Origin of the sequence: Thermus sp., from assembly GCF_037444525.1 — a bacterium.
In the GTDB taxonomy this organism is placed as follows: Bacteria; Deinococcota; Deinococci; order Deinococcales; family Thermaceae; genus Thermus.
This window is the reverse complement of sequence record NZ_JBBIMD010000011.1, coordinates 21,603-44,234: the sequence shown is the minus strand read 5'-3', so window position 1 is coordinate 44,234 and position 22,632 is coordinate 21,603. Positions and strand designations below refer to the sequence as shown.

Below are 22,632 nucleotides of genomic sequence, written 5' to 3'. Positions count from 1 at the left end.
GGATGGCCGGGTCCAGGGTGCCCTTCACCGCCTCCTGCTGGTAGCGGTCCAGGCGGAGGGTCTTGTGGTTCTGCACGTAGCGCTCAAAGGCCTCCTGCACCTCCCCCACCAGGACCTGGGCCAGGATGGGGTCCTCGAGGGGGGGTTCGGGGAGCACTTCCCCCAAGGCGCGCAGGTAAGGGGCGGCCACGTAGGGCCCGATGCGGGCCCGATTCCGGGCCTCCACCATCACCTGGAGGGTGCCATCTGGGAGGCGCATGGCCTGCTTGACCACCGCCAGGGTGCCCACGGGGAAAAGGTCCTCGGGGGTGGGGTCGTCCACCTCGGGGTCCTTTTGGGCCACCAGGAAGATGAGCCGGTCGGCGGCGAGGGCCTCCTCCACCGCCTTCTTGCTCTTGGGACGCCCCACGTCCACCCCGGTGGTGGTGTGGGGGAGGATGACGGTGTTCCGTAAGGGCAGGACGGGAAGTTCCAGGCGAAGCTCCTTCATCTATCCCCATGATACGGGATGCCCCGGGGGCCAAAGGCACCCGGGGGCACAAAAGGCCCCTTAAAACCCCACGTTGACCGTGGCCCGCATGTTCTTGAAGGTGAGGGTGAGGTGAGCGGAGGGAAGACCTTCCACCCGTGCCCCCAGCCAGAACCTGCCTTGGCGGAAGCCTTCCGCTAACCCGTCTCCCGTAAGGACCAGCGGGGAGCGGGTGGAGTTGGTGAAGGAGGCTTCTCCCACCTGTTCGTCACTGGAGGTTGGGCTGCACAGGTAAAGGTTGATGAAAGGGGAGCAGTTGGTGTCGTCTGCTGGATTCCCGATGCGGGCAAAGAACACCAGAGTGGTGTTAAGGCTCTGGGAAGTTTCCAGGGTTCCGTCCACCCGGATCCCCCGCACCACATCCAAGGGAGGAGGGTTGAAGGAGAGACCATCTTTGGAATAGACGACTTTGCCCTGGGTGTCTAGAAGAGCAGGCAAGTTTAGGGTCTGGTCGGGAAGGTTGACGGTGATAGGGATGGAGCAGGCAGAAAGGAGAAGTCCAAACAGGAAGAAGGCGCGCCTCATGGGGGGCATTATACCATGGAAAGGATGCACCGCGCCCTTTTCCTCCTGGAACCGGAAACCGCCCACGAGCTTACCCTGAAGGCCCTGGCCCTCTGGTCGGGGTGTGGGCCTTTGCTGGAGGTCCCGGCCCGCCTCCTCCGGGTAGAGGACCCCCGCCTTCGGGTGGAGGCCATGGGGCTTTCCTTTCCGAACCCTTTGGGCCTCGCCGCGGGGATGGACAAGGACGCCCGGGCCCTTGGGGCCTGGTGGGCCCTGGGCTTTGGCTTTGCCGAGGTGGGGACCCTCACCCCAAGGCCCCAAGGGGGGAACCCGAGGCCAAGGCTTTTCCGCCTCCCCGAAGACGGAGCCCTCATCAATCGCATGGGCTTCAACAACGAAGGGGCCATAAGGGCGGCGGAGCGCCTAGAGGCCTTTCGGGCCCGGGGGCTTCCTTTGCCGGTAGGGGTGAACCTGGGCAAGAACCGGGACACCCCCTTGGAAAGGGCGGCGGAGGACTACCTGGAGGCCCTAAAGGTCCTCGAGCCCCATGGGGACTACTTCGTCCTGAACGTGAGTTCCCCCAATACCCCAGGGCTTCGCACCCTGCAGGAGGGCCCCTTCCTGGACGAGCTCCTTTCCCGGCTTCGCCCGGCCACGGAGAAACCCCTCCTCCTCAAGGTGGCCCCAGACCTTTCCCTAGAGGCCCTGGACACCGTGCTGGAGCTCGCCCACAAGCACCGCCTCCAAGGCCTGGTGGCGGTGAACACCACCCTAAGCCGGGAGAGCCTAAGGAGCCCCTGGGCCCGGGAGGCCGGGGGGCTTTCCGGCCGCCCCTTGAAGGGAAGGGCTTTGGAGGTCCTCCGCCACCTGGCCCAGGGGGCCAAGGGCCTCACCCTGGTCTCCGTGGGGGGGGTGGAGACCCCAGAGGACCTTTGGGAAAGGTTCAAGGCGGGGGCCCGGCTGGTCCAGACCTACACGGGCTTCGTCTACGGGGGGCCCTTTTTCCCGAGGAGGATGCTCCAGGGGCTTTTGCGGATGCTGGAGGCCGAGGGCCTCGCCCGGCTCCAGGACCTCTTCACACCGTAAGGGTGCACCCGCAAAGGAGGGGGATCTCCACCGGGGAGACCAGCCGTTCCGCCCGGTCTTGGCGCAGGTGGAGGACGAGGAGGGTGGGGGGGTCAAAGACCACCACGTCCTTCACCCCTTGGGAAAGGTAGAAGCGGGGGGCGATCTCCAGGTCCTTGGCCTCGTAGCCCCGGCCCACCACCTCCACCATCGCCTTAGGGAGGAGGGCGATGGCCTTGTCCAGCTCCTCGGGTTCCCGGCAGAAGATGGCGATGTCGGGCCTCGTGTAGGAGCCGTCGGGGAAGCGCACGTAGACGTTGGCCACGTGGATGCACCCGCAAGCCCCCTCTCCCTTGCGGATGCGGTCCACGGCCTTCTGGTGGCGGTAGGTGGGGTGGGCCTCCCAGAGGGGAAGCCCTCCCACCCACTCCAGCCTTGGGCCCAGCTCGTCCGCCTTCAGGAGGGTTTCCAGCACCCCCTTATTCTAGCGCCCGGTGCACGGCCCGCCCCGCCACCAGGGTGAGGACCGGCCACCCCCCAAGGCGCCACCCCGCCCAAGGGGAGTAGCGGGCCTTGGAGGCGAAGCGGCTTGGGTCCACGGGGCGCTCCTTGGGATCCAGGAGGACGAGGCTGGCCTCCGCCCCCACCGCCAGGTGGAGGGGAGGGAGGCCGAGGACCCGCCTGGGCCCGTCGGTGAAGAGGGCCACCAGCCTCGAGAGGGGGAAGCCCCCCTTCAGGTGGAGCTCGGTGTAGAGGAGGGGGAAGGCCACCTCTAGGTTGGGGATCCCGAAGGGGGCCCGCAAAAGGTCCAGCTCCTTCTCCGCCTGGGTGTGGGGGGCGTGGTCGGTGGCGATGGCGTCTATCGTCCCGTCCAGAAGCCCTTCTACCAGGGCTTCCCGGTCGGCCTCCGTCCTTAGGGGCGGGGCCACCTTGAAGAGGGGGTCCAGGGCCCTTAGGGTCTCCTCCGTGAGGGTGAGGTGGTGGGGGGTGGCCTCCGCGGTTACGGGGAGGCCTGCTCGTTTGGCCTCCCGGAGGAGCTCCAGGCCCCTTTGGGTGGAAAGGTGCTGGACGTGGAGGCGGGGGGTGCCCCCGTGGGCCCGCCTCAGGGCGTAGCGGAGGACCTCGAGGTCGCGGGCGATGCGGGCCGCCTCGGCCTCCGGGGGGTTTCCGGGAAGGCCCAGGGCGTCCGCAAGGGCCCCGTCGTTCATCACCCCGCCCCGCCTCAAGGAGGTGTCCTCCGCGTGCACGGCCACTGGGGTCCCAAGGGCCGCAGCCTGGAGGAGGCCCAGGGCCAAAACCCCGGCGTCCTCATTGGTGCGCCCGTCGTCGGTGAAGAGCACCGCCCCCGCCTGCTTGAGGAGGCCCAGGGGGGCAAGGGCCTTCCCCTCCTGGCCCAGGGTGAGGGCCGCGGCGGGGTGGAGGCGGGCAAGGCCGAGGCGCGCCGCCTTCTCCTTAAGGGCCTTCACCACCTCGGGGGCGTCTATGGGGGGCGTGGTGTTGGGCATGGAGACCACGTCCGTGTACCCCCCCCGCGCCGCGGCCAAAAGCCCCGTGGCGAGGTCCTCCTTCACCTCCTGCCCGGGCTCCCGCAGGTGGGCATGGAGGTCCAAAAACCCCGGGGCGAGGAGAAGGCCCGCCCCGTCTATGGCCTCCTCTGCCTCCCCCCCTTCCAGGGAGAGGATCAGGCCTTCGCCGATAAGCACGTCCGCCGGGCCCCGCTGGCCCTGGGCGTCCACCAAAAGGACGTTCTTGATAAGGAATCTCACCTTTCCCTCCCCACCAGCACGTGGTAGAGCACGGCCATGCGCACCGCCACCCCGTTTTGCACCTGCCTTTGGACCAGGCTCCTAGGGGAGTCCGCCAGGGTGCCCTCCAGCTCCACATCCCGGTTCATGGGGCCGGGGTGGAGGAGGGGGGCCTGGGGCTTGGCCCCCTTCAGGCGGGCTTCCGTCACCTGGTAGTGGGCGATGTAATCCTCTAGCTCCACGAGCCCCGCCTCCATCCGCTCCCTTTGGAGCCTCAGGACCATGACCGCGTCCGCTTCCTCCAGGGCCTCCTCCAGCCTAGGGGTGAGCCGGGCCCCAGGAAGGGCCTCGGGGAGGAGGCTTGGGGGCCCTGCACAGACCACCTCCGCCCCCAAGAGGCTTAGGAGCTCGGCGTTGGAGCGGGCCACCCGGGAGTGGAGGATGTCCCCCACGATGGCGATCCTCTTCCCCTCCAGGCCCCCCAAGGCCTCCAAGAGGGTGTAGGCGTCCAGGAGGGCCTGGGTGGGGTGGGCCCGGCGGCCGTCCCCCCCATTCACCACCGCCCCCTTCACCCAACGGGTGGCCTGGTGGGGCACCCCGGCGCTATCGGCGCGGATGATGTAGGCGTCTATGCCCATGGCCTCGAGGGTGAGGAGGGTGTCCTTGTAGCTTTCCCCCTTCTGGAGGGAGCTCGTGGCCGCGGTGAAGGAGACCACGTCCGCGGACATGCGCCGGGCTGCCAGCTCAAAGGAGATGCGGGTGCGGGTGGAGGGCTCAAAGAAGACCGTGGCCACGGTGAAGCCCTGGAGGGCGGGGACCTTCTTCACGGGTCTTTCCAGGACCTCCCGCATCACCTTGGCGGTGTCCAGGAGGTTTTCCACCTCCTCCCTCGTCCAGCCCTGAAAGTCCAGGAGGTGCCTCATGCCTCCTCCCTTTCCCAAAGCTCCACCCGGTCCTCCCCGTCCACCTCCGCCACCTTCACCTTCACCACCTCGTTCCTAGAGGTGGGCACGTTCTTCCCCACGAAGTCCGCGCGGATGGGAAGCTCCCGGTGCCCCCGGTCCACCAGCACCGCGAGGTAAATCCGCCGGGGGCGGCCCAGGTCCATGAGGGCATCCAAGGCGGCCCGGGCGGTGCGGCCCGTGTAGAGCACATCGTCCACCAGGACGATGGCCTTGCCCTGGAGGTCAAAGGGGATGCGGGTTTCCCGCACCTGGGGCTTCAGGCCGATCTCCGTGAGGTCGTCCCGGTAGAGGGTGATGTCCAGCATCCCCACCGGCACCTCCTTCCCCTCAAACGCCCGGATGAAGCCTGCGATCCTCTGGGCCAGGGGGATCCCCCGGGTGTGGATCCCCACCAGGGCCAGCCCCTCCACCCCCTTGTTGGCCTCCACGATCTCGTGGGCGATGCGGTACAAGGCCCGCCGCATCTCCTCCCCGTTCATGAGCTCGGCCTTAAAGCGCACGCCCCACCCCCAAAAAAAGCGGAGCCGAAGCCCCGCACCCCTTTCCTTTTGCCTTTTCTCTTGCCACGTTTGCCCTCCTTTCCGGCCTCGCGGGACCGGTTTAAAGGCCAGGCTCACCTTACACCAAGCCCCCCAGGGGCGCAAGGCCCCTGGGGGGTCGGTTTAGGCCGCCTTGGGCTTTTCCCGGGTCACGCTGAGGGCCAGGGCACCCACCAGGAGGCCCACCACCACCATGTTCCAGGTGGCGTTCCCCTGGGCGCTAAAGCCCAGGGTCCAAGGGGAGAGGATGAGCCAGGCCCCCAGGACCACGTTCACCCATTCCTCCCACATGGGGCCATTTTGGAGGTGCAAAAGGGCCATGAGCCCCACCACCACCCCCACGATGAGGGCGTTCCAAAGGGCAGCGGAGGTGGCGCTGTACCCGAGGAGCCACGGGGAGAGGATGAGCCAAAGCCCCAAGACTAGGTTGGCCCAGTCCTGCCAGCGCCGCATACGCCTTTACCTCCTTTCTACCCATACCCTTAAGCCCTTTGCGCATAGGAGAAAGTAACATGGTTCACTTTTAAGTCCTCAGGTATCGCCCCCCTGTCCAGAGGAGGACCGCGGCGAAGACCAGGCGCAGGGCACCTTCCGGCAGGACGTGAGCCACCTCCCCTCCCAGGAAGGTTCCCAGGAGAACCCCCGGCACCAAGGCCCAGGCCAAGGGGAGGTCCACGTTGCCCAGGCGCAGGTGGGTGTAGGCCCCCACCAGGCTGGCGGGCACCATGGCGAGAAGGCTGGTCCCTTGGGCGGTGTGCTGGGGCAGGCCCAGGAGGAGAACCATGGCGGGGACCATGATGGTGCCCCCGCCCACCCCCATCATCCCCGAGAGGAAGCCGGTGAAGGCCCCGGCCAGGAGGAGGGCCAGGTCCTCCGCCACCTCCCCCCGAACCAGGCCCACCGGGGCCAGGTAGGGCCTCAGGAGGAGGAGGAGGCTTACGGCCACCAGGAACCAGCCGAAGGCCCGCTTTAGACCCCGCTCGGAGAGGCCATGGGCGTAGCGGGCCCCATGGCGGGCGGTGAGAATGGCGGTGGTGGCCAGGAAAAGGGCGGCCTTCAGGTTTAGCGAGCCTTGGAGGGCATAGGTGATGGCCCCCACGAGCCCGGTGAAGAAGACCGCCACCAGGCTGGTGCCGTGGGCCCGGTGCTGGGAGAGCTTCAAGACCCCCACCATGAGGGGGATCATCACCGTGCCCCCGCCTAGGCCCACCAGTCCGCCGAACGCCCCGCCCAGGAAGCCCACGAGGAAGTTCATGGGGCTCATACTACCGGGTTTGGGGGCTCTTTCCCCTCCAGGACCGCAAGCAGGTTTTCCACCGCCACCTCCGCCATGCGGGCCCGGGTCCTCTTCCCGGCGGAGCCGATGTGGGGGGTGACCACCGCGTTGGGCAGGGCGTAGAGGGGGTGGCCTGGGGGCAGGGGCTCAGGGTCCGTCACGTCCAGCCCGGCTCCAAAGAGGTGCCCCTTTAGGGCCTCCACCAGGGCTTCCGTGTCCACCAAGGCTCCCCGGGCGGTGTTGAGGAGGATGGCCCCCTTCTTCATGGCAAAAAGCCGCTTCCGGTCCATGAGGCGGTGGGTTTCCGGGGTAAGGGGGGTGTGGAGGCTTAGGATGTCCGCCTCGAGGATGAGCTCCTCCAGGGGGAGGAAGGGGTAGGGGAGGGGTTTTTCCCTTTGGCTCGTGTAGGCGATGCGAAGCCCAAAGGCCTCCGCTCGCTTCGCCACCGCCTGGCCGATGCGCCCCATCCCCACGATGCCCAGGGTGAGGCCCTCCAGGTCAAGCCCCAGGAGGAGCTCGGGGTGCCAGGCCTGCCAGCGCCCTTCCCGAGCGTAGTCCACCCCCTCCACCACCCTGCGGGCCACGGCCAGGAGGAGGGCCAGGGTGAGGTCCGCGGTGGCCTGGGTGAGGACGTTCGGGGTGTGGGTGACCCGGATGCCCCGCTCCCGGGCGGCCTCGAGGTCCACGTGGTCCACCCCCACGCTGTAGCAGGCGATGACCTTGAGGCCCGGCCCCGCGCGGTCCATGACCTCGGCATCAATCCGATCCTCCACCGTGGGGATGAGGCCAGAAGCACCTTCCACCTTTCTCAAAAGCGCTTCCCGGGGAAGGAAGAGCCCCTCGTGGACCTCCACCGTAAGCCCCGCGGTCCTAAGCCGATGGAGAGCCTCGCCCGGAAGGGTCCGGGTGACGAAGACCTTCACCTTAGGCCCCCGCGAAGGAAAGCTCAGCCACTGCCACGGTGGGGCTCCCGAAAGCCGAGCCCCCAAGGAGCCAGTCCAGGTCTGCCCCCACCCCCTCCACCCCTTCCAGGAGGTCCAGGAGGTTCCCGGAGACGGCGAAGTTCTCCACGGCGTACCGCGCCTCGCCCTCCTCCACCCATAGGCCCAGGGCCTGGAGGGAGAAGTCCAGGGAGACGGGGTTCGCCCCCGCGTGGAGGCCCATGAACTCCGCGATGAGGACCCCCTTTTCCAGGGTCAGGTTCCCCAGGGGCTCCAGGTACAGGTTGCTCGGGGCCACCCCCAAAACCCCCCGGTAGTTCCGGGCCCCGTGGCCGGTGTTTTCCTGGCCTAGGGCTTGGGCGGTCTCCCGGTTGTGGAGGAAGGTCTTAAAGACCCCCTTCTCCACCACCACCGTCCGCCTGGCGGGGGTACCCTCGTCGTCAAAGGGGCGGGGGAGGAGCCCCCCTTCCAGGAGGGGGTCGTCCACCAGGGTTACGAGGGGGCTTGCGATCCGCTCGCCAAGCCTTCCCAAAAGGCGGCTTTTGCCCTCCAGGGCGTTCTTGCCGGATAGGGCCTGGGCAAAGACGAAAAGGAGACTTGCCATGGCCTTGGGCTCCAGGTAGGCCCTGTAGCGCCCAGTCCTTAGGGGTTTGGCGTTTAAGAGCCTTGCCGTTTTCTCCCGGAACTCCAAGGCGGTGCGCCCGGGCTCCAGGGCGTGGAACTCCCGCCCTGGCCTAAAGTCCCAGCCCTGCTTGACGCTTTCCCCCTCGGCCATGACGAAGCTCCCCATGAGGGCAGCAAGCCCCGTGCGGTAGGTCCCTTCCAGGCCCCCCGTGTTCGCCAGGAGGACCTGGGCCTCCCGCTCCGTGTACCCCCCCATGAGGACCGCCCGCACCCTGGGGTCCTCCCGGAGGGCTCCTTCCAGGGCCAGGGCCTTGGCCTTCTTGGCCTCGAGGGGGGCGGAAAGCCCCTCGCCCAGGAGGTCGTGGCTTCCCAAGGGGCCTCCTCCGGGTAGGCTTCCCACCTTTCCCGAAAGGAGGGCGTTTTCCCGGGCCTCCTCCAGGGCCCAGTCCAGCGCCCTTGGGGAGAGCTCCTCCGTGTAGGCGTAGCCCACCCGGTCCTCCGCCACCACCCTAAGGCCCACCCCCCGTTGCCGGGCCTCCTTGATCTCCTCCAGGGCCCCGTTCCTGGCCCTCAAAGAGAGCTCCCTTTCCTCCTGGAAGAGGAGCTCGGCCTCCACCCCCAGGGCCTTGGCCCTTGAAAGCAGGTAGCGCTTGGCCTCTTCCTTGGTCATGCCCTTCCCCCCACCACCATCTCCGAGACCAGCACGTGGGGCTGGCCCACCTCCACGGGCACCGCCCCGGAGAGGCTGCCGCACATGCCGGGGGCGTTCTCCCAGTCGTCCGCCACCGCCACCACCTTCTTCAGGGTCTCGGGACCCTTGCCCACCAGCATGGCCCCCCGCACCGGTTCCTCTATGCGCCCCTTGCGGATGATGTAGCCCTCCTGCACCGCGAAGTTGTACTCCCCGCTTCCCGGCTTCACCTGCCCGCCCCCCATCTCCTTGGCGTAGAGACCGAACTCAATGCCCTGGAAGAGCGCCTCGGGCTTCTTGTCCGTGGGGGCGATGAAGGTGTTGCGCATCCTCGAGGTGGGGGCGATGGTGTAGTCCTGCCGCCTCCCCGAGCCCGAAAGGGGGTAGCCGGTGAGGAGGTGGCCTAGCCGGTCCACCATGTAGGCCTTGAGGACCCCCCCTTCTATGAGCACGGTGCGCTCCGTGGGCCGGCCCTCGTCGTCCACCTCCGTGGAGCCCCAGGCGTGGGGCAGGGTGCCGTCATCGATGTAGGTGACCGCGGGGCTGGCGATGGCCTCTCCCAGCTTGTCGGAAAGGACGCTCGCCTTCTTGGCCACGCTGGTGGTCTCCAGGAGGTGGCCCACCGCCTCGTGGAAGAGGACCCCGCCGAAGCCGGGCCCCACCACCACCGGGAAGGTGCCCGCGGGGGCGGGGCGGGCCCTTAGGTTGGCGAGGGCCTGCCTGGCCGCCTTTTCCCCCACCGCCTTAGGGGGGTAGAGCTCAAAGAGCTCCAGGCCCACGCTCTTCCCGGGGCCGGCGTAGCCGGTCTGCACCTCCCCCCCGTCCTCGGCCACCGCCAGGACGAAAAGCCGGGTGCGGACCCGTTTCTCCTCCGCCCACACCCCTTCCGTGTTGGCGATGAGGACCTCCTGCTCCCACTCCAAGAGGCTCGCCTCCACCTGGCGGATCTCGGGGGCGATCCTGGCCCCAGCCTCGGCCTCGAGGAGCCTTTCCAGGCGGTAGCGCTTGTCCTTGGCGGAAAGGGGCACCTTGGGGGTGTGGAGGCCCTGGGGGAGGCGCTTGCGGAAGTCCAAGCCCCCCCTTCCCCCCTCGTCCACCCGCCCCAGGGCCCCCTTGGCCCGGAGGAGGGTTTCCAGGGCTTCCAGGAGACCCTCCTTGGTGAGGTCGTTGGTGTAGGCGTAGACCACCTCGGTCCCGAAGAAGAGCCGGATCCCCGCCCCATACTCCAGGCCGCTTAGGGCCTCCTCCAGCCTGCCCGAGAGGACCTTCATCCGCCGCCTCAAGGAGCGCTCGGTGTAAACCTCGGCGAAGTCGGCCCCGCCGGAAAGCGCCCTTTTGAAGAGGCTTTCCACCGCTTCCGGTTCCAGCATGCCCCCACTCTACCCGGTGCTGACCCGCGGGTCAACAAGCCCCAGCACCGCCTCCTCCAGGGCTAGCCAAGGGTCTTTGCCCCCCTTGGCCCGCTCCTCTGCAGCCATGAGGAGGTCCAAGGCCCGTTTAAGCTCCTCCAGCCCTAGCCCTTTCGCCTTCTCCAAGGCCTTTCTGGCCGCAAAGGGGTGGGCCTCGAGGCGGGTGAGGTCCTCCTCCTTGGGCCTTGGCACCTCCTTTAGGAGCATCCAGGCCCGGGCGAGGAGGGCGTACTGCCAGGCGAGGGCCCCAAGGACCCTTAAGGGCTCCTCCCCCTCCTCCTTAAGGGCCCTAAGGCGGCGGAAGGCCTCCTTGGCGTTTCCCTCCAGGACCGCCCCTACCAGCTGGAACCCCGTCACCGGGGGCCTTAGGGCCACCACCTTTTCCACCTTCTCCAGGGTGAGGGGAGGCTCCAGGAGGGCGAGCTTCTCAAGCTCCCGTTCTAGGGCCTCCAGGTCGGGCTCGAGGGCGCCCCCAAAGGGCTGGACGAGGCCCGCCAGGTACTGGGCCACCCCCGCGGGAAGGCGGAGGCCCAGGCGCTTGGCCCGGTTTTCCAGGTGGCGCACCAGGTCCTTCCCCTTGGGGGTGGGGAAGTCCCGCCGCTCGCGGGCGCGGTAGAAGGCGGCCCGGGCGGGGGTGGGCTTGGGGTCCAGGAGGAGGACCGGAACCTCCTCCGGAACCCTCTCCAGGAGGGGTTTTAAGACCTTCCACTCCCCCTCCCCCACCTCCCTCAGGTCCAGCATGGCCCCCGCCCCCCCGAAAAGCCCCGGGCTTAGGGCCTGGGCCAGGGCCTCGGGGATGGGCTCGGTGAAGCGGGCAAGGCCCCGAAGCTGCGCCTCCTCCAAAAGGGCCTCCCGGGCCAGGAAGGGATCGCCGGTGAAGGCCACGACCATGGCTCCAGTTTAGGGGCCTTTACTGGGGCGTCGGGGATTCTTAAGCGAAAGCTCCCCGCGTAACCCTGGGGAAAAACCTCGCTAAGCCCCCTTTTGGGGTCCCCACCGAAGCCTTTGCTTCGGCGAGGCACCTAGAAGGCGTTTTCCCCCGTGGCCTCCCGGCCCAGCACCAAGGTGTGCACCTCGTGGGTGCCCTCGTAGGTGTAGACCGTCTCCAGGTTGAGGAGGTGGCGGATGGCGTGGTACTCCAGGGTGATGCCGCTCCCCCCCAGGAGCGCCCGGGCCAGGCGGGCCCCCTGGAGGGCCTTCCAGGTGTTCTGCCGCTTGGCCAGGGAGACCTGGACCGGGTTAAGCCGCCCCTCGTCCTTAAGCCGGGCAAGCCGCCAGGCCAGGAGGAGCCCCTCCGTGTGCCAGGCCAGCATCTCCGCAAGCTTCTCCTGGACGAGCTGCTTCCGGGCCAAGGGTTCCCCGAAGCTCTGCCTTTCCCGCACGAAGGCCCTGGCCTCCTCGTACACCGCCTCCAAGGCCCCAAGGACCCCCCAGGCGATGCCGAAGCGGGCCTGGGTGAGGCAGGAGAGGGGGGCCTTGAGCCCTTCCGCCTTGGGGAGGCGCAAGTGTTCTGGCACCCGCACCTCCTCCAGAACGAGCTCGCTGGTGGCCGAGGCCCTAAGGCTCATCTTCCGCTTCACCTCCACCGCCCGGAAGCCCGGGGTGTCGGTGGGGACGATGAAGCCCCGCACCACCCCCTCCTCGTCCTTGGCCCAGACGATGGCCAGGTGGGCCAGGTGGCCGTTGGTGATCCACATCTTGGTGCCGTTTAGGACCCAGGTGTCCCCCTCCCTCTGGGCCCGGGTCTTCATGTTCCCGTAGGGGTCCGAGCCTCCGTCGGGCTCGGTGAGGCCGAAGCACCCCACCATCTCCCCCCGGGCCAGCTTGGGGAGGTACTCCTTTTTCTGCTCCTCGCTCCCAAAGGCGAAGATGGGGTACATGACCAAGGAGCTCTGCACGCTCACAAAGCTCCTAAGCCCCGAGTCCACCCGCTCAAGCTCGTAGCAGATGAGGCCGTAGGCGGCGCTAGAGACCCCCGCCCCCCCGTACTCCGGGGGCAGGGTGGGGCCTAGGAAGCCGAGCTCGGCGAAGCGGGGGATGAGGTGGGTGGGGAAGGTCCCGGCCTCCCACCAGTCGCGGATATGGGGCAGGGCCTCGGCCTCGAGGAAGCGCCGGGCGGCCTGGCGGATGGCCCTCTCCTCCGGGGTCAAAAGCTCCTCCACTCGGTAAAGGTCCAGCATGGTCTGCCTCCGCCCTTAGCCTAAGGGCCTTTGGGGGGCGCGTCTATAGCTCCTTCACCCAGACCTCGTGGATGGTGGGGCGGCCCCGGTAGGGGGCCCAGAAGGGGCTGGCCCGTTTGGCCCAAAGGCGGAAGCCCAGGGCCCGGTAAAGCCCCCGGGCGGCCCGGTTGGCCCGGGTGGTGGAAAGCTGCACCCCCCGCACCCCCTTGGCCCTAAGGCACTCCAGGAAGGCCCCAAGGAGGGCCTTCCCTAGGCCATGGCCTTGGGCCTTGGGGTCCACCCCGATGTGGAGGTGGGCAGGGAAACGGCTTTCCGGGGCGTGGGGCCCGGGGAAGAGGAGGAGCCTGAGGAGGAGGAGGGGCAGGCGGCTGCAGGCCCCGAGGATATACCCCACTACCTCCCCTCCCACCTCCGCCACCAGGCAGCAGCACCCCCGGTGGAGGTAAGGGACCACGAAGAGCTCCCCCCAGAGGGCCTGGCTGGGGAAGACCTCGAGCCCCGGCCCTCCCAGGAGGAGGGTGGCGTGGGCGATGCGGGCGATGGCGGGGAGGTCCTCGTGGCGGGCGGGGCGGAGACGGGCCACCTTGCCCCTACAATAGCCCTTGTGCGCCGGCTTGCCCCTTGGCAGTGGCTTTTTCTCCTCCTGGCCCTCTACGTGGCCCTGGTGGAGGGGTTCCGGCTTTGGCTGGGCCTGGTTTGGGCGGAGCGGGTGGCCCTCCTGCTCCTCGCCCTGACCCTATGGGCCTTCATCAACGGCCGCTTCGTCTTCGCCTACTACCACGCTCTCCTCACCTCCTGGCGCACCAAGGACCTCCCCCTCCTGGAGGGCCCGCGCCTGGGGGAGCACCTCCTCCTCCTGGCCCCCCACCCCGACGACGAGGTCCTGGCCGCGGCCGGCCTCATCCGGCGGACCCAGGAGGCGGGGGGTCGGGTGAGCGTGGTCTACCTCACCTCGGGGGATGCCTTTGACCTGGCGGCGGGAACCCCCCTGCCCTCCCGGGAGGCCATGCGCCGCCTGGCCCTAAGGCGCATGGTGGAGGCTAGGCGGGGGATGGAGGCCTTGGGGGTGGGGCGGGAGGCCCTTTACTTTTTGGGCTTTCCCGACCAGGGGCTTTTGGCCCTCTTCACCACCCACTACTACCTTCCCTACGAGAGCCCCTACACCGGCCTCCGGGCCGTGGCCTACCCCGGGTGCTACCGGATGGGTCTCCCCTACACGGGCAAGGCCCTGGAGGAGGCCCTTTTGGCCCTGTTGAGGGAGCTTAAGCCCACCCGTATCCTCCTCCCAAGCCCCCTGGACGCCCACCGGGACCACCAGGCCGCGGCCTACTTCGGCATGCAGGCCGCGGCCGCCTTGGGCCTCGAGGGCCGCCTCCTCTACTACCTCATCCACGGGGGGTACCAGTACCCCCTGCCCAAGGGCTTCCACCCCCGCCTGCCCCTCTACCCCCCGCCCCGGGGCCGGGGGCTTCCCTGGCGCCGCTTCCCCCTAGCCCCGGAGGAGGTGGCCTGGAAGGAAAAAGCCATCCGCGCCCACCGGAGCCAGATGCGCCTCCTCGGGCGGTTTCTTTTGGCCTTTGTGCGGCGAAACGAGCTTTTTAGCCCCCTGCCCATTCCCGCCCAGCTACCCCCGGAGGAGGAGGGGTGGGCCGTCCTCGAGGGGGGGGAGGTCTTCTAGGCTCTCCAGGCCGAAGATCTCCAGGAAGCGCTCCGTGGTGCCGTAGAGCTTGGGCCGGCCTGGGCCCTCCTTCTCCCCTACCACCCGGATGAGCCCTCTTTCCAGGAGATTTTCCAGTATGCCCTCCACGCTTTTCCCCCGCATGGCCTCAAGCTCCGCCCGGGTTACGGGCTGGTGGTAGGCCACGAGGGCCAGGACCTCCAGGGCGGCCTTGGAGAGCTTGGGGGGGGTGGGCTTGAGCACCCGCTCCACCGCGGGGAGGGCCCTTTCGTGCACCACAAGGCGCCACCCCCCTGCCACCCGCTCCAGCCCCACCCCCAGGGCGCCTTCCTCCAGGTCGGCCTCGAGGGCCTTTAGGGCTCTTAGGAGGGTTTCCTCGGGGTAGCCCAAGGCCCTAAGCTCCTTCAGGGCCACGGGCCGGCCCGCGGCGAAGAGGACGGCCAGGATCTGGGCCTTTAGGCTTAGGGGTTCCATTGGAGGTAGGGGAGAAGGGCCTCCTTGGGGATGGCCCCTTCCCGCAAGACCTCCCCCGTGCGCAGGTCCACCACGCTGGAAGCGAGGCCCAGGGCCTCTCCCGGGAAGACGAAGTCCACGGCGAAGGACCGGGCTTCCTCTTCCGAGCGCACAGGGGGCTCCCCGCTCCGGTTCAGGCTGGTGGCCGCCGCGTACCCCCCCAGCCGGCGGAGGAGGTCCCTCAGGAGGTCGTGGGCCGGCATCCTGAGGCCCACGGAGCCGTCCTTGCTGATCCATGGGGGGATGTTCCGCCCGGGGACCACCACCGTAAGCCCCCCGGGCCAGAAGGCCTCCACGAGCCTCAGGAAGCGCGCCTCGAGGGGGCCGAGCTCCGCGAGGCCTAGGGCGCTTTTCAGGTCCGCCACCAGCACCTGCAGGGGCTTCCCCTCCTCCCGCCCCTTCAGGGCGTAGATCCTGCGGCAGGCGGCCTCGTCCTCCATCCGGGCCATCACCCCCCAGACCGTGTCCGTGGGAAAGGCCACCAGGCCGCCCCTCTTCAGGGTTTCCGCCGCCTCCTCCAGGGCTTTGGCGTATACTTCTACCATGCCGGTCTACCAGTATAAGGCCCGCGACCGCCAGGGCCGTTTGGTGGAGGCCACCATTGAGGCCGAGGACCTGCGCACCGCGGCCCGCCTCCTCCGGGACCGGGGGCTTTTCGTGGCGGAGATCAAGGAGCCCGGGCGGGGGCTCCAGGCAGAGGTGCGCCTTCCCGCCCTGGAGCGGGGGCCAGGGCTTAAGGACCTCGCCATCTTCTCCCGTCAGCTCGCCACCATGCTCTCCGCGGGGCTTACGCTCCTCCAGTCCCTTTCCATCCTGGAGAGGCAGACGGAAAACAAGAAGTTCCGCGAGATCATCAAGAAGATCCGCACGGACGTGGAAGGGGGGACCTCCTTCTCCGAGGCCCTGGCCAAGCACAAGCTCTTCTCCCGGCTCTACGTGAACCTGGTGCAGGCGGGGGAGACCTCAGGGGGGATGGACGTCATCCTGGACCGCCTGGCGGGCTTCTTGGAAAAGGAGCTGGAGCTTAGGGGCAAGATCCGAAGCGCCATGACCTACCCGACCATCGTCTTCCTCTTCGCGGTGGGTGTGGCCTACTTCCTCCTCACGGGGATCGTGCCCCAGTTCGCCCAGATCCTCACCGACCTGGGCTCCGAGCTTCCCCTCCTCACCCGCTTCCTTATCGCCCTTTCCAACCTCCTCCGGGCGGCCACCCTGCCCCTCCTCCTTCTTTTGGTGGTCCTTTACCTCGCTTACCGCTCCTACTACCGCACCCCGCAAGGGAGGCGGGTCATAGACCGCATCAAGCTCCGCGTCCCCGTCTTCGGCAACCTGAACCGCAAGACGGCCATCGCCCGTTTTGCCCGCACCTTGGCCCTCCTCCTCCAAAGCGGGGTGAACATCCTGGAATCCTTGGACATCACCAAGGGTACGGCGGGGAACGCCATCGTGGAGGACCTGGTGGAAACCGCCAAGAACAAGGTTCAGCAGGGCGAGCCCCTGAACCTTACCCTGGCCCAAAACCCCTTGGTCTTCCCCCCCATGGTGAGCTCCATGGTGGCCATCGGCGAGGAGACGAGCGCTTTGGACACCCTCCTTGCCAAGATCGCCGACTTCTACGAGCGGGAGGTGGACGAAGCGGTGGCCAGCCTCACCGCGGCCATAGAGCCCCTCATGATCATCTTCCTGGGGGTCATCGTGGGCATGATCGTGGCGGGGATGTTCCTGCCCCTCTTCAAGATCATCGGGACCCTCTCCGTGCAATAAGGGCCTGGGCCACCTCGGGGGGAACCGGCATCACGGAAAGCCGGTTCCCCCGCTTCACCAGGGGGTGGTCCTTTGGGAAGAGGGCTTTAAGCTCCGCCAGGGGGATGAGGGGCCAGGCCTCGAGGAACTCCACCTCCACCGTGAACCAGCGGGGCCTTTCCGGGGTGGCCTTGGGGTCAAAGTAGGGGCTTTGGGGGTCAAACTGGGTGGGGTCGGGGACCTGGGTGCGCACCACCCGGCAAAGCCCCGCGATCCCCGGGGGGGTGGTGCGGGAGTGGTAGAAGAAGCAGAGGTCCCCTTCTTGCATCCGCACCAGATGGTTCCGGGCCTGGTAGTTCCTCACCCTATCCCAAAGGGCCCGCCCTTCCCGCTTAAGGTCCTCTATGCCGTACGCCTCGGGCTCGGACTTTAGGAGCCAGTAGGCCATACCCCGAAGTTTAAGCGCCCTCGAGGTACCTAAGCACCTCGGCGTTGAAAAATCCTCGCAGGACTCGGAGGAAAGGCGGTCTGGGCCCTTATTTTGGGGCCCCCACCGAAGGCTTAGGCGGGGTACTTAAAGGGGTCTTTAGCCCGGGCCAAGCTTCCCTAAGGCCTTCCTCCCTACCCTAAGCGCATGCGCGCTCTGGCCCTTCTCCCCCTCCTCCTTGCCGCCTGCAGCCTCACCCTGGAGCTCACCCCTAGCCGGGTATGGGGCCTTTCCACCCAGTCCACCTACTGCCCGGACCGGTCCACCCGGGTGGACTACCGCTTTTTCCTGGAGGGTTGGGTGGACTGGCTTGAGTTCGCCTGGGTGCCCGAGGGGGTAGCCCCCTGGCAGGCCCGCCCAGAGGAGACCTACCGCCTTAGGGGCCCCTTTTTGGGCCCCGAGGTCCGGGGCTATCTGGAGGTGGCCCCCACGGGGGAGATCCAGGCGGTCCTTGTCCTCTCTCCCCAGGGCATCCGGGTGGACTCCCTCCCCCCAAGGCGCCTTTGGGTGCGGGGGGTGGTGGAGGGGGTTCCGGGGCCCTATGTCCGGGCGGAGAACCCCGTGGTGCCGGGGGCTTCCCCCTATTGCGATCCCGGCTGGTAGCCTAGGGGCATGGGGCTAGGGGAGGTTCGTGAAGAGCTGAGGCGGCTTTTCGGCCCCCGGGCCCTCCTCGCCCGGGTGGAGAAGGAGGTCTACCGCTACGACGCCATCCTCGTGGGGGAAACCCCCTTGGCGGTGGTCCTGCCCGAAACGGGAGGGGAGGTCCAGGCCCTGGTGCGCCTGGCCCGGCGCCATGGCCTGCCCCTGGTGCCCAGGGGGGCGGGGAGCGGCCTTTCCGGGGGGGCGGTGCCGGGGGAGGGGGCCATCGTGGTGGCCTTCACCCGCATGACCCGCCTGGAGGTGTGCCCGAAGACCCGGACGGCCTGGGCCGAGCCCGGGGTGACCACGGCCCGGGTTTCCGAGGCGGCCAAGCCCTTCGGCCTCTTTTACCCCCCAGACCCCGCCTCCCACCGCACCAGCACCCTGGGGGGCAACCTGGGGGAAAACGCTGGGGGGCCCCTTTGCTTCAAGTACGGGGTCACGGGGGATTACGTCCTGGAGGTGGAATTCGTGGATGCGGAAGGGGAGGTCCACCGCCTAGACCGCAAGGCCTACGACCTGGCGGGCCTCCTCATCGGCTCCGAGGGCACCTTGGGCCTTATAACCGGGGCCCGGCTCAGGCTCCTCCCCCTTCCCCGCCACCGGGCCACCCTCATGGCCGCCTTCCCCGGGGTGGAGCCCCTGGCGGAGGCGGTGTCCCGGGCCGTGGCCTTGGGGGCGGTCCCAGCCCGCATGGAATTCATGGACCCCGCCTGCGTGGATGCCGTAGAGGACTACCTGGGCATGGGCTTGCCCCGGGGGCAGGCCCTCCTTTTGGTGGAGACGGATGGGGACGACCTGGAGGAGGTGGGGGCGGAGCTTGCCCTTCTGGAGGAGACCGCCTCCCGCCTGGGGGCTAAGGTGCGCCGCGCCCGGGGCGAAGCTGAGGCGGAAGCCCTCTGGCGGGCCCGCCGGGCGGTGAGCCCCGCCTTGGGGCGGATCCGCCCCAAGCGGGTGAACGAGGACATCGCCGTCCCCCGCTCCGCCCTCCCCCAGGTGGTGAGGGAGATCGCCGATCTTGGGCGGGCCTTTGGCCTCGCCGTGGTCCAGTTCGGCCACATCGGGGACGGGAACCTGCACCCCAACATCCTCTTTGACCCCAAGAGGGAGAGCGAGGAGCGGGTTTGGGAGCTGGCCCACGAGATCGCCCGGGTGGCCCTGAGGCACGGCGGGGTCCTTTCCGGGGAGCACGGCATTGGCCTCATGAAGCGGGCCTTCATGGAAGAGGCCCTGGACGGGGAGACCCTTCAGGCCTTCCGGGCGGCCAAGCGGGCCTTGGACCCCTATGGGCTTTTCAACCCCGGGAAGGTGCTCCCCCCCTAGGGCTTGGGCCATTTTTCACGTCCTTTTTACAGGCTTTAGAAAACAATGGCCCTATGGACTGGGGGCGCCTGCTCTACGCTGTGGCCTGGATCGGCCTGCCCGTGGGAATGGGGGTCCAACTCCTTTACAACCCTCCCCAAGACCCCCGTCTGTACCTGGCCTACCCCTTTTTCGGCCTCCTCTTCGCGTGGGGCCTTCTCCAGGGGCCCAAGTGGGCCCCCAGGATCCTCACCCACGCCCTGGGGGCCTACCTCCTCTTTGAGGCCTGGAGGGCTGGGGATGATTACTTCGTCGTGGCGTTTTGGAGCCCTACCCTTTACCTCCTGGCGGCCTTTGCCTACCCCCTTCCTCTTGCCCTGGCCGCGGGGGCCTTTTGGGGTGGACTCCTCGTCCTCCTTCCTCTCCTCAGGGGCCAGGGGGGGTTTCCCTTCGGCCACTACGCGGCTGCCCAACCGATTTTGCTGGCCCTGACCCTCCTTTTGGCCCGCTTCCAGGAGTACTACGGCCAGGTGCGCTTCTGGCGGGAGCAAGCCCTCACCTGCCCCCTCACCGGACTGCCCAACCGCCGGGCTTTGGAGATGGCCTTGGAGCGGGAGGCGGCCCGGGTGGAGCGGGGGGAGCGGCCTTTTAGTTTGGTCCTCCTGGACCTGGACGATTTCAAGAAGGTGAACGACGAGCGGGGCCACCCTGAGGGGGACTGGCTCCTTAAGGAGGTGGCCCGCTACCTAAAGGACCACGTGCGCCAGGGGGATTTGGTGGGCCGCTGGGGCGGGGAGGAGTTCGCCATCCTCCTTCCTGCCACGGACTCCCTTAGGGCGGAGCGCCAGGCGGAGCGCCTGCGGGAGGGGCTTAAGGCCCTGGGGGTCACGGCGAGCTTCGGCGTGGCGGGCTACCGGGGGGATCTCCAGGACCTCTTCCGCCGGGCGGACGAGGCCCTGTACCGGGCCAAGGCCCAGGGGAAGGACCGGGTGGTGCGGTCTACCTCGGAGGGTTCAGGGTAGCCGGTAGCCTGCCCTTTGCAGTACCCGTTTGGCCTTCTCCCGCTCCTCCCGGGTGGCGAAGCCAAGCCGGAGGGCCCCCGCCGCCTCGCGGATGGTGAGGACCTCGATGTCCTTGATGTTCACCCCCGCCTCCCCCAAGGCGGTGGCGATGCGGGCGATCTCCCCAGGCCGGTCGGGCACCTGGACCACCAGGTCGTGCATCTCCGGGAGGAGGCTTCGGCGGACGATGGGGAGGCTATCCCGGGTGCGCTTGGCCGCCTCCGCCGCCTCGAGGAGCGCCTCTGGACGGTCCAAAAGCCCCTCCAGCTCCAAAAGGGCTGCCCTCAGTTCCTCTATGGCCCCTTTCAGGGCCTCCTTGTTCTCCACCACCATGTCCCGGCTCATCCTGGGGCTTCCCGAGGCCACCCGGGTAAGGTCGCGGAAGCCCCCCGCCGCCAGGAACATGAGGAGGTCCCGGTGGGGGTTTTGGGCCACCAGGCGGTTTAGGGCCACGGCCAGGAGGTAGGGGAGGTGGGAGACCCGGGCCACCAGCTCGTCGTGGAGGAGGGGGGGCATCTCCAGGGGGTAGGCCCCCAGGGCCTCCACCAGCCCCCGCACCCCTCCCTTGGCCTTCGGGCTTGTCCTCTCCGTGGGGGTGAGAACCCAGACCGCGTTCTGGAGAAGCCCAGCGTGGGCGTTTTCCACCCCGGCCCGCTCGCTTCCCGCCATGGGGTGCCCCCCCAGGAAGTGGGGGAGGAGGCCCTCCAGGGCTTCCACCACCTTCCCCTTTACGCTTCCCACGTCCGTCCAGAGGCTTTCTGGGTGGGCGAAGGGGGCAAGGGCCCGCCCAAGCTCCGGGAGGGCCCCCACGGGGGCGGCCAGGACCCCAAGTTCCAGCTCCCCCACCCAGGGGCCGATCTCGGGGTGGACCCGGTCGGCCGCCCCCAGGAAAAGGGCCTTTTCCAGGGCTTCCGGGTCTTGGTCGTAGGCGTGGACCTCCTCGGCCAGGAAGCGCTCCTTAAGCCCTAGGGCCACGCTCCCCCCGAGGAGGCCCACCCCGAAGATGCCCACCTGGCGGAACAAGGGCTTCATCCGAGCACGGGGTGGGCAAGGGTCTTGCCCAGGGCCTGGGCCAAGCGGCGCACCTTCTCCATGAGCTCGGCGAACTCGTGCTCGTGGAGCTGCTGGGCCGCATCGGAGAGGGCCTTTTCCGGCTCGGGGTGGGTTTCCACGATGAGGCCGTCTGCCCCCGCGGCAAGCCCCGCCAGGGCCAGGGGGATGACCCACGCCCGCTTCCCGGCAGGGTGGGAGGGGTCAATCCAGACGGGCAGGTGGGTCCAGCTCTTAAGGACGGGCACCGCGGAGACATCCAAGGTGAAGCGGGTGGCCCGCTCAAAGGTGCGGATGCCCCGTTCCACCAGGACCACCTGCATGTTGCCCCGGCTCAGGATGTACTCCGCGCTCATGAGGAGCTCCTCCAGGGTCATGCTCATGCCCCGCTTGAGGAGCACAGGTTTTCTGGCCTCCCCCACTGCCTGGAGGAGGGCGAAGTTCTGGGCGTTCCTGGCGCCGATCTGGAACACATCCGCGTACTCCGCCACGAGCTCCACCTGATCGGGGGAGAGGACCTCGGTGACCACGGGAAGGCCCGTTTCCTTACGGGCCTCGGCCAGGATCTTGAGCCCTTCCACCCCTAAGCCCTGGAAGGCGTAAGGGCTCGTGCGGGGCTTGAAGGCGCCCCCCCGGAGCATGTGGGCCCCGTGGGCCTTCACGTAGCGGGCGGCCTCGAGGGTCTGCTCCCGGCTTTCCACTCCGCAGGGCCCCGCGGCCACCATCACGTGCCCGCCCCCTGTCTTCCCCGTGGGAAACTCCAGCACCGTGGGGAAGGGCTGGACATCGGTGCTGGCCAGCTTCCAGGGTTTGGAGATGGGGATGACCTCCGCCACCCCGGGTAGGGCCCGGAAGTGCTCCATGAGCTCCGGGGTGGGCCCCCGGCCGATGGCCCCCACCAGGGTGGTTTCCACCCCTTGGGACACGTGGGTCTGGTAGCCCACCTTCTGGATCTCCCGGATCACGTCCTGAAGCTCCTTTTCCGTGTGGTCCTTCCGCATTACGATGAGCATCCTGCCCTCCTAAAACGCTGGGGGCGCCCCGTTTGGGGCGCCCCTTCTCGCGGTGAACACTATGCGGACCGCAGGGCGCCCCCGGCGGGAGGATAAAAGCCGAAGTAGCGCCTTAGGGTCCACATATTGCCCCCAAGTTTAGGGGAGGCTTGGACCTTCCGTCAAGGGGGTAAGTGCGGGTTTTAGAATGGGGCTTAAGCATGGTGGGCCTTGACCTCTTGTGCCCAGTGACAGAAGAGGAGCTCCGGCGGCTTTCCGAGCGGAACCCAGGGTACCAGCTGGAGCGGACGCAGGAAGGGAGGCTACTTGTGAGCCCTACCGGTGGGGAAAGCGGTCGTAGGAGCTTGGAAGTGGCCTATCAGCTGAGGCGCTGGAACGAGGCCGTGGGCCTGGGGGTGGTTTTTGACTCCTCCACGGGGTTTCGCCTTCCCGATGGTTCCATCTTTTCCCCAGGCGCCGCCTTTGTGAGCTGGGCCCGCTGGGAGGCCCTTTCCCCAGAGGAGCGGGAGGGTTTCCCCCCCTTGGCCCCGGAGGCGGTGTTTGAGGTTCGCTCCCGATCCCAGGACCTCGAGGAGCTCCGGGAAAAGATGCGCCTTTACCTGGAAACGGGGTCCTTCTCGGGGTGCTCATAGACCCGTACACCCGCCGGGTGGAGGTGCACCGCTCAAGGGGAGTGGA

The 22,632-nt window shown here is 68.2% G+C and carries 26 protein-coding genes; 7 read left to right on the top strand and 19 right to left on the bottom strand.

Features of this window, described 5'->3' with window-relative positions; all coding sequences use genetic code 11:
- Both WKI94_RS03045 and WKI94_RS03040 read right to left on the bottom strand, forming a co-directional pair.
- Nucleotides 1-490 (bottom strand): LON peptidase substrate-binding domain-containing protein (locus WKI94_RS03045; RefSeq protein ID WP_337844303.1); only part of this gene is annotated, 490 nt, incomplete at its 3' end.
- A 60-nt stretch (nt 491-550) separates the two neighbouring features.
- Nucleotides 551-1,054 (bottom strand): hypothetical protein, encoded by a 504-nt coding sequence (locus tag WKI94_RS03040; RefSeq protein ID WP_337844302.1) that lies wholly within the window; start codon nt 1,052-1,054, stop codon nt 551-553.
- A gap of 24 nt (nt 1,055-1,078) precedes the next feature.
- Between WKI94_RS03040 and WKI94_RS03035 the strand changes: the two genes are divergently transcribed.
- Complete coding sequence (locus WKI94_RS03035; protein ID WP_337844301.1) at nt 1,079-2,119, top strand: quinone-dependent dihydroorotate dehydrogenase; 1,041 nt, start codon at nt 1,079-1,081, stop codon at nt 2,117-2,119.
- Here the strand turns inward: WKI94_RS03035 and WKI94_RS03030 are convergent.
- From WKI94_RS03030 to WKI94_RS02975, 12 genes are all read right to left on the bottom strand, one after another.
- A complete protein-coding gene (locus tag WKI94_RS03030) occupies nt 2,109-2,573 on the bottom strand; it encodes a Uma2 family endonuclease (RefSeq protein ID WP_337844300.1) in 465 nt (154 codons plus the stop codon). The genes WKI94_RS03035 and WKI94_RS03030 overlap by 11 nt on opposite strands.
- 4 nt (nt 2,574-2,577) lie before the next feature.
- A complete protein-coding gene (locus WKI94_RS03025) occupies nt 2,578-3,864 on the bottom strand; it encodes a dihydroorotase (RefSeq protein ID WP_337844299.1) in 1,287 nt (428 codons plus the stop codon).
- Nucleotides 3,861-4,766 carry an aspartate carbamoyltransferase catalytic subunit gene (locus WKI94_RS03020; protein ID WP_337844298.1) on the bottom strand — a complete coding sequence of 302 codons (906 nt, stop codon included), beginning with the start codon at nt 4,764-4,766 and terminating at the stop codon, nt 3,861-3,863. The genes WKI94_RS03025 and WKI94_RS03020 overlap by 4 nt, the downstream gene beginning before the upstream one ends.
- On the bottom strand, nt 4,763-5,308 hold the full coding sequence (gene pyrR / locus WKI94_RS03015; RefSeq protein WP_337844297.1) for a bifunctional pyr operon transcriptional regulator/uracil phosphoribosyltransferase PyrR: 546 nt from the start codon (nt 5,306-5,308) through the stop codon (nt 4,763-4,765). The genes WKI94_RS03020 and pyrR overlap by 4 nt, the downstream gene beginning before the upstream one ends.
- A 162-nt stretch (nt 5,309-5,470) precedes the next feature.
- On the bottom strand, nt 5,471-5,800 hold the full coding sequence (locus tag WKI94_RS03010; protein WP_337844296.1) for an SPW repeat protein: 330 nt from the start codon (nt 5,798-5,800) through the stop codon (nt 5,471-5,473).
- 70 nt (nt 5,801-5,870) lie between these two features.
- Nucleotides 5,871-6,602, bottom strand: coding sequence for a sulfite exporter TauE/SafE family protein (locus tag WKI94_RS03005; RefSeq protein ID WP_337844295.1), 732 nt, complete (start codon nt 6,600-6,602; stop codon nt 5,871-5,873).
- Nucleotides 6,603-6,607: 5 nt separating this feature from the next.
- Nucleotides 6,608-7,546 carry a D-glycerate dehydrogenase gene (locus WKI94_RS03000; protein WP_337844294.1) on the bottom strand — a complete coding sequence of 313 codons (939 nt, stop codon included), beginning with the start codon at nt 7,544-7,546 and terminating at the stop codon, nt 6,608-6,610.
- A gap of 1 nt (nt 7,547) precedes the next feature.
- Nucleotides 7,548-8,858 (bottom strand): TldD/PmbA family protein, encoded by a 1,311-nt coding sequence (locus WKI94_RS02995; RefSeq protein ID WP_337844293.1) that lies wholly within the window; start codon nt 8,856-8,858, stop codon nt 7,548-7,550.
- Nucleotides 8,855-10,249, bottom strand: a complete 1,395-nt coding sequence (locus WKI94_RS02990; RefSeq protein ID WP_337844292.1) for a TldD/PmbA family protein — start codon at nt 10,247-10,249, stop codon at nt 8,855-8,857. Before WKI94_RS02990 ends, WKI94_RS02995 begins: the two co-directional genes overlap by 4 nt.
- A 9-nt stretch (nt 10,250-10,258) precedes the next feature.
- Entirely contained in the window at nt 10,259-11,179 is a 921-nt protein-coding gene (gene holA, locus WKI94_RS02985) for a DNA polymerase III subunit delta (protein ID WP_337844291.1), read from the bottom strand.
- Nucleotides 11,180-11,310: 131 nt separating this feature from the next.
- Entirely contained in the window at nt 11,311-12,468 is a 1,158-nt protein-coding gene (locus tag WKI94_RS02980; RefSeq protein ID WP_337844289.1) for an acyl-CoA dehydrogenase family protein, read from the bottom strand.
- Nucleotides 12,469-12,511: 43 nt separating this feature from the next.
- Nucleotides 12,512-13,051 (bottom strand): N-acetyltransferase, encoded by a 540-nt coding sequence (locus tag WKI94_RS02975; RefSeq protein ID WP_337844288.1) that lies wholly within the window; start codon nt 13,049-13,051, stop codon nt 12,512-12,514.
- Between the two features lie 21 nt (nt 13,052-13,072).
- Between WKI94_RS02975 and WKI94_RS02970 the strand changes: the two genes are divergently transcribed.
- Complete coding sequence (locus WKI94_RS02970; protein WP_337844287.1) at nt 13,073-14,146, top strand: PIG-L family deacetylase; 1,074 nt, start codon at nt 13,073-13,075, stop codon at nt 14,144-14,146.
- Here WKI94_RS02970 and scpB read toward each other — a convergent pair.
- A complete protein-coding gene (gene scpB / locus WKI94_RS02965) occupies nt 14,093-14,620 on the bottom strand; it encodes an SMC-Scp complex subunit ScpB (RefSeq protein WP_337844285.1) in 528 nt (175 codons plus the stop codon). The two genes, WKI94_RS02970 and scpB, sit on opposite strands and share 54 nt — an antisense overlap.
- Nucleotides 14,608-15,204 carry an L-threonylcarbamoyladenylate synthase gene (locus WKI94_RS02960; RefSeq protein ID WP_337844284.1) on the bottom strand — a complete coding sequence of 199 codons (597 nt, stop codon included), beginning with the start codon at nt 15,202-15,204 and terminating at the stop codon, nt 14,608-14,610. Before WKI94_RS02960 ends, scpB begins: the two co-directional genes overlap by 13 nt.
- On the opposite strand from WKI94_RS02960, the gene WKI94_RS02955 reads away from it, so the two are divergent.
- The gene (locus WKI94_RS02955; protein WP_337844283.1) at nt 15,203-16,423 is read left to right on the top strand and encodes a type II secretion system F family protein; all 1,221 of its coding nucleotides are present in this window, start codon (nt 15,203-15,205) and stop codon (nt 16,421-16,423) included. The genes WKI94_RS02960 and WKI94_RS02955 overlap by 2 nt on opposite strands.
- Here the strand turns inward: WKI94_RS02955 and WKI94_RS02950 are convergent.
- Nucleotides 16,398-16,850 carry an EVE domain-containing protein gene (locus tag WKI94_RS02950; protein ID WP_337844282.1) on the bottom strand — a complete coding sequence of 151 codons (453 nt, stop codon included), beginning with the start codon at nt 16,848-16,850 and terminating at the stop codon, nt 16,398-16,400. The two genes, WKI94_RS02955 and WKI94_RS02950, sit on opposite strands and share 26 nt — an antisense overlap.
- Nucleotides 16,851-17,036: 186 nt before the next feature.
- On the opposite strand from WKI94_RS02950, the gene WKI94_RS02945 reads away from it, so the two are divergent.
- The 3 genes from WKI94_RS02945 to WKI94_RS02935 are packed head-to-tail and all read left to right on the top strand — an operon-like array spanning nt 17,037 to nt 19,852.
- Complete coding sequence (locus tag WKI94_RS02945) at nt 17,037-17,492, top strand: hypothetical protein (protein ID WP_337844281.1); 456 nt, start codon at nt 17,037-17,039, stop codon at nt 17,490-17,492.
- Nucleotides 17,493-17,501: 9 nt separating this feature from the next.
- The gene (locus tag WKI94_RS02940) at nt 17,502-18,851 is read left to right on the top strand and encodes an FAD-linked oxidase C-terminal domain-containing protein (protein ID WP_337844280.1); all 1,350 of its coding nucleotides are present in this window, start codon (nt 17,502-17,504) and stop codon (nt 18,849-18,851) included.
- A 53-nt stretch (nt 18,852-18,904) separates the two neighbouring features.
- Nucleotides 18,905-19,852: a GGDEF domain-containing protein gene (locus tag WKI94_RS02935; RefSeq protein ID WP_337844279.1), complete on the top strand. Its 948-nt coding sequence runs from the start codon at nt 18,905-18,907 to the stop codon at nt 19,850-19,852.
- Here WKI94_RS02935 and WKI94_RS02930 read toward each other — a convergent pair.
- Nucleotides 19,844-20,923: a prephenate dehydrogenase/arogenate dehydrogenase family protein gene (locus tag WKI94_RS02930; RefSeq protein WP_337844278.1), complete on the bottom strand. Its 1,080-nt coding sequence runs from the start codon at nt 20,921-20,923 to the stop codon at nt 19,844-19,846. The genes WKI94_RS02935 and WKI94_RS02930 overlap by 9 nt on opposite strands.
- Nucleotides 20,920-21,954 (bottom strand): 3-deoxy-7-phosphoheptulonate synthase, encoded by a 1,035-nt coding sequence (aroF, locus tag WKI94_RS02925; protein WP_337844277.1) that lies wholly within the window; start codon nt 21,952-21,954, stop codon nt 20,920-20,922. Before aroF ends, WKI94_RS02930 begins: the two co-directional genes overlap by 4 nt.
- Nucleotides 21,955-22,154: 200 nt before the next feature.
- Between aroF and WKI94_RS02920 the strand changes: the two genes are divergently transcribed.
- The gene (locus tag WKI94_RS02920) at nt 22,155-22,586 is read left to right on the top strand and encodes a Uma2 family endonuclease (RefSeq protein WP_337844276.1); all 432 of its coding nucleotides are present in this window, start codon (nt 22,155-22,157) and stop codon (nt 22,584-22,586) included.
- Nucleotides 22,587-22,632: the final 46 nt, after the last annotated feature.

Excerpts from the sequence above, each read along its gene's own strand:
- WKI94_RS03040 (WP_337844302.1), bottom strand. The coding sequence starts at position 1,054 with ATGAGGCGCGCCTTCTTCCTGTTTGGACTTCTCCTTTCTGCCTGCTCC.
- WKI94_RS03035 (WP_337844301.1), top strand. The coding sequence starts at position 1,079 with ATGCACCGCGCCCTTTTCCTCCTGGAACCGGAAACCGCCCACGAGCTT.
- WKI94_RS03020 (WP_337844298.1), bottom strand. The coding sequence starts at position 4,766 with ATGAGGCACCTCCTGGACTTTCAGGGCTGGACGAGGGAGGAGGTGGAA.
- WKI94_RS03010 (WP_337844296.1), bottom strand. The coding sequence starts at position 5,800 with ATGCGGCGCTGGCAGGACTGGGCCAACCTAGTCTTGGGGCTTTGGCTC.
- WKI94_RS03005 (WP_337844295.1), bottom strand. The coding sequence starts at position 6,602 with ATGAACTTCCTCGTGGGCTTCCTGGGCGGGGCGTTCGGCGGACTGGTG.
- WKI94_RS02995 (WP_337844293.1), bottom strand. The coding sequence starts at position 8,858 with ATGACCAAGGAAGAGGCCAAGCGCTACCTGCTTTCAAGGGCCAAGGCC.
- WKI94_RS02990 (WP_337844292.1), bottom strand. The coding sequence starts at position 10,249 with ATGCTGGAACCGGAAGCGGTGGAAAGCCTCTTCAAAAGGGCGCTTTCC.
- holA (WP_337844291.1), bottom strand. The coding sequence starts at position 11,179 with ATGGTCGTGGCCTTCACCGGCGATCCCTTCCTGGCCCGGGAGGCCCTT.
- WKI94_RS02980 (WP_337844289.1), bottom strand. The coding sequence starts at position 12,468 with ATGCTGGACCTTTACCGAGTGGAGGAGCTTTTGACCCCGGAGGAGAGG.
- scpB (WP_337844285.1), bottom strand. The coding sequence starts at position 14,620 with ATGGAACCCCTAAGCCTAAAGGCCCAGATCCTGGCCGTCCTCTTCGCC.
- WKI94_RS02955 (WP_337844283.1), top strand. The coding sequence starts at position 15,203 with ATGCCGGTCTACCAGTATAAGGCCCGCGACCGCCAGGGCCGTTTGGTG.
- WKI94_RS02960 (WP_337844284.1), bottom strand. The coding sequence starts at position 15,204 with ATGGTAGAAGTATACGCCAAAGCCCTGGAGGAGGCGGCGGAAACCCTG.
- WKI94_RS02950 (WP_337844282.1), bottom strand. The coding sequence starts at position 16,850 with ATGGCCTACTGGCTCCTAAAGTCCGAGCCCGAGGCGTACGGCATAGAG.
- WKI94_RS02945 (WP_337844281.1), top strand. The coding sequence starts at position 17,037 with ATGCGCGCTCTGGCCCTTCTCCCCCTCCTCCTTGCCGCCTGCAGCCTC.
- WKI94_RS02940 (WP_337844280.1), top strand. The coding sequence starts at position 17,502 with ATGGGGCTAGGGGAGGTTCGTGAAGAGCTGAGGCGGCTTTTCGGCCCC.
- WKI94_RS02935 (WP_337844279.1), top strand. The coding sequence starts at position 18,905 with ATGGACTGGGGGCGCCTGCTCTACGCTGTGGCCTGGATCGGCCTGCCC.
- WKI94_RS02930 (WP_337844278.1), bottom strand. The coding sequence starts at position 20,923 with ATGAAGCCCTTGTTCCGCCAGGTGGGCATCTTCGGGGTGGGCCTCCTC.
- aroF (WP_337844277.1), bottom strand. The coding sequence starts at position 21,954 with ATGCTCATCGTAATGCGGAAGGACCACACGGAAAAGGAGCTTCAGGAC.
- WKI94_RS02920 (WP_337844276.1), top strand. The coding sequence starts at position 22,155 with ATGGTGGGCCTTGACCTCTTGTGCCCAGTGACAGAAGAGGAGCTCCGG.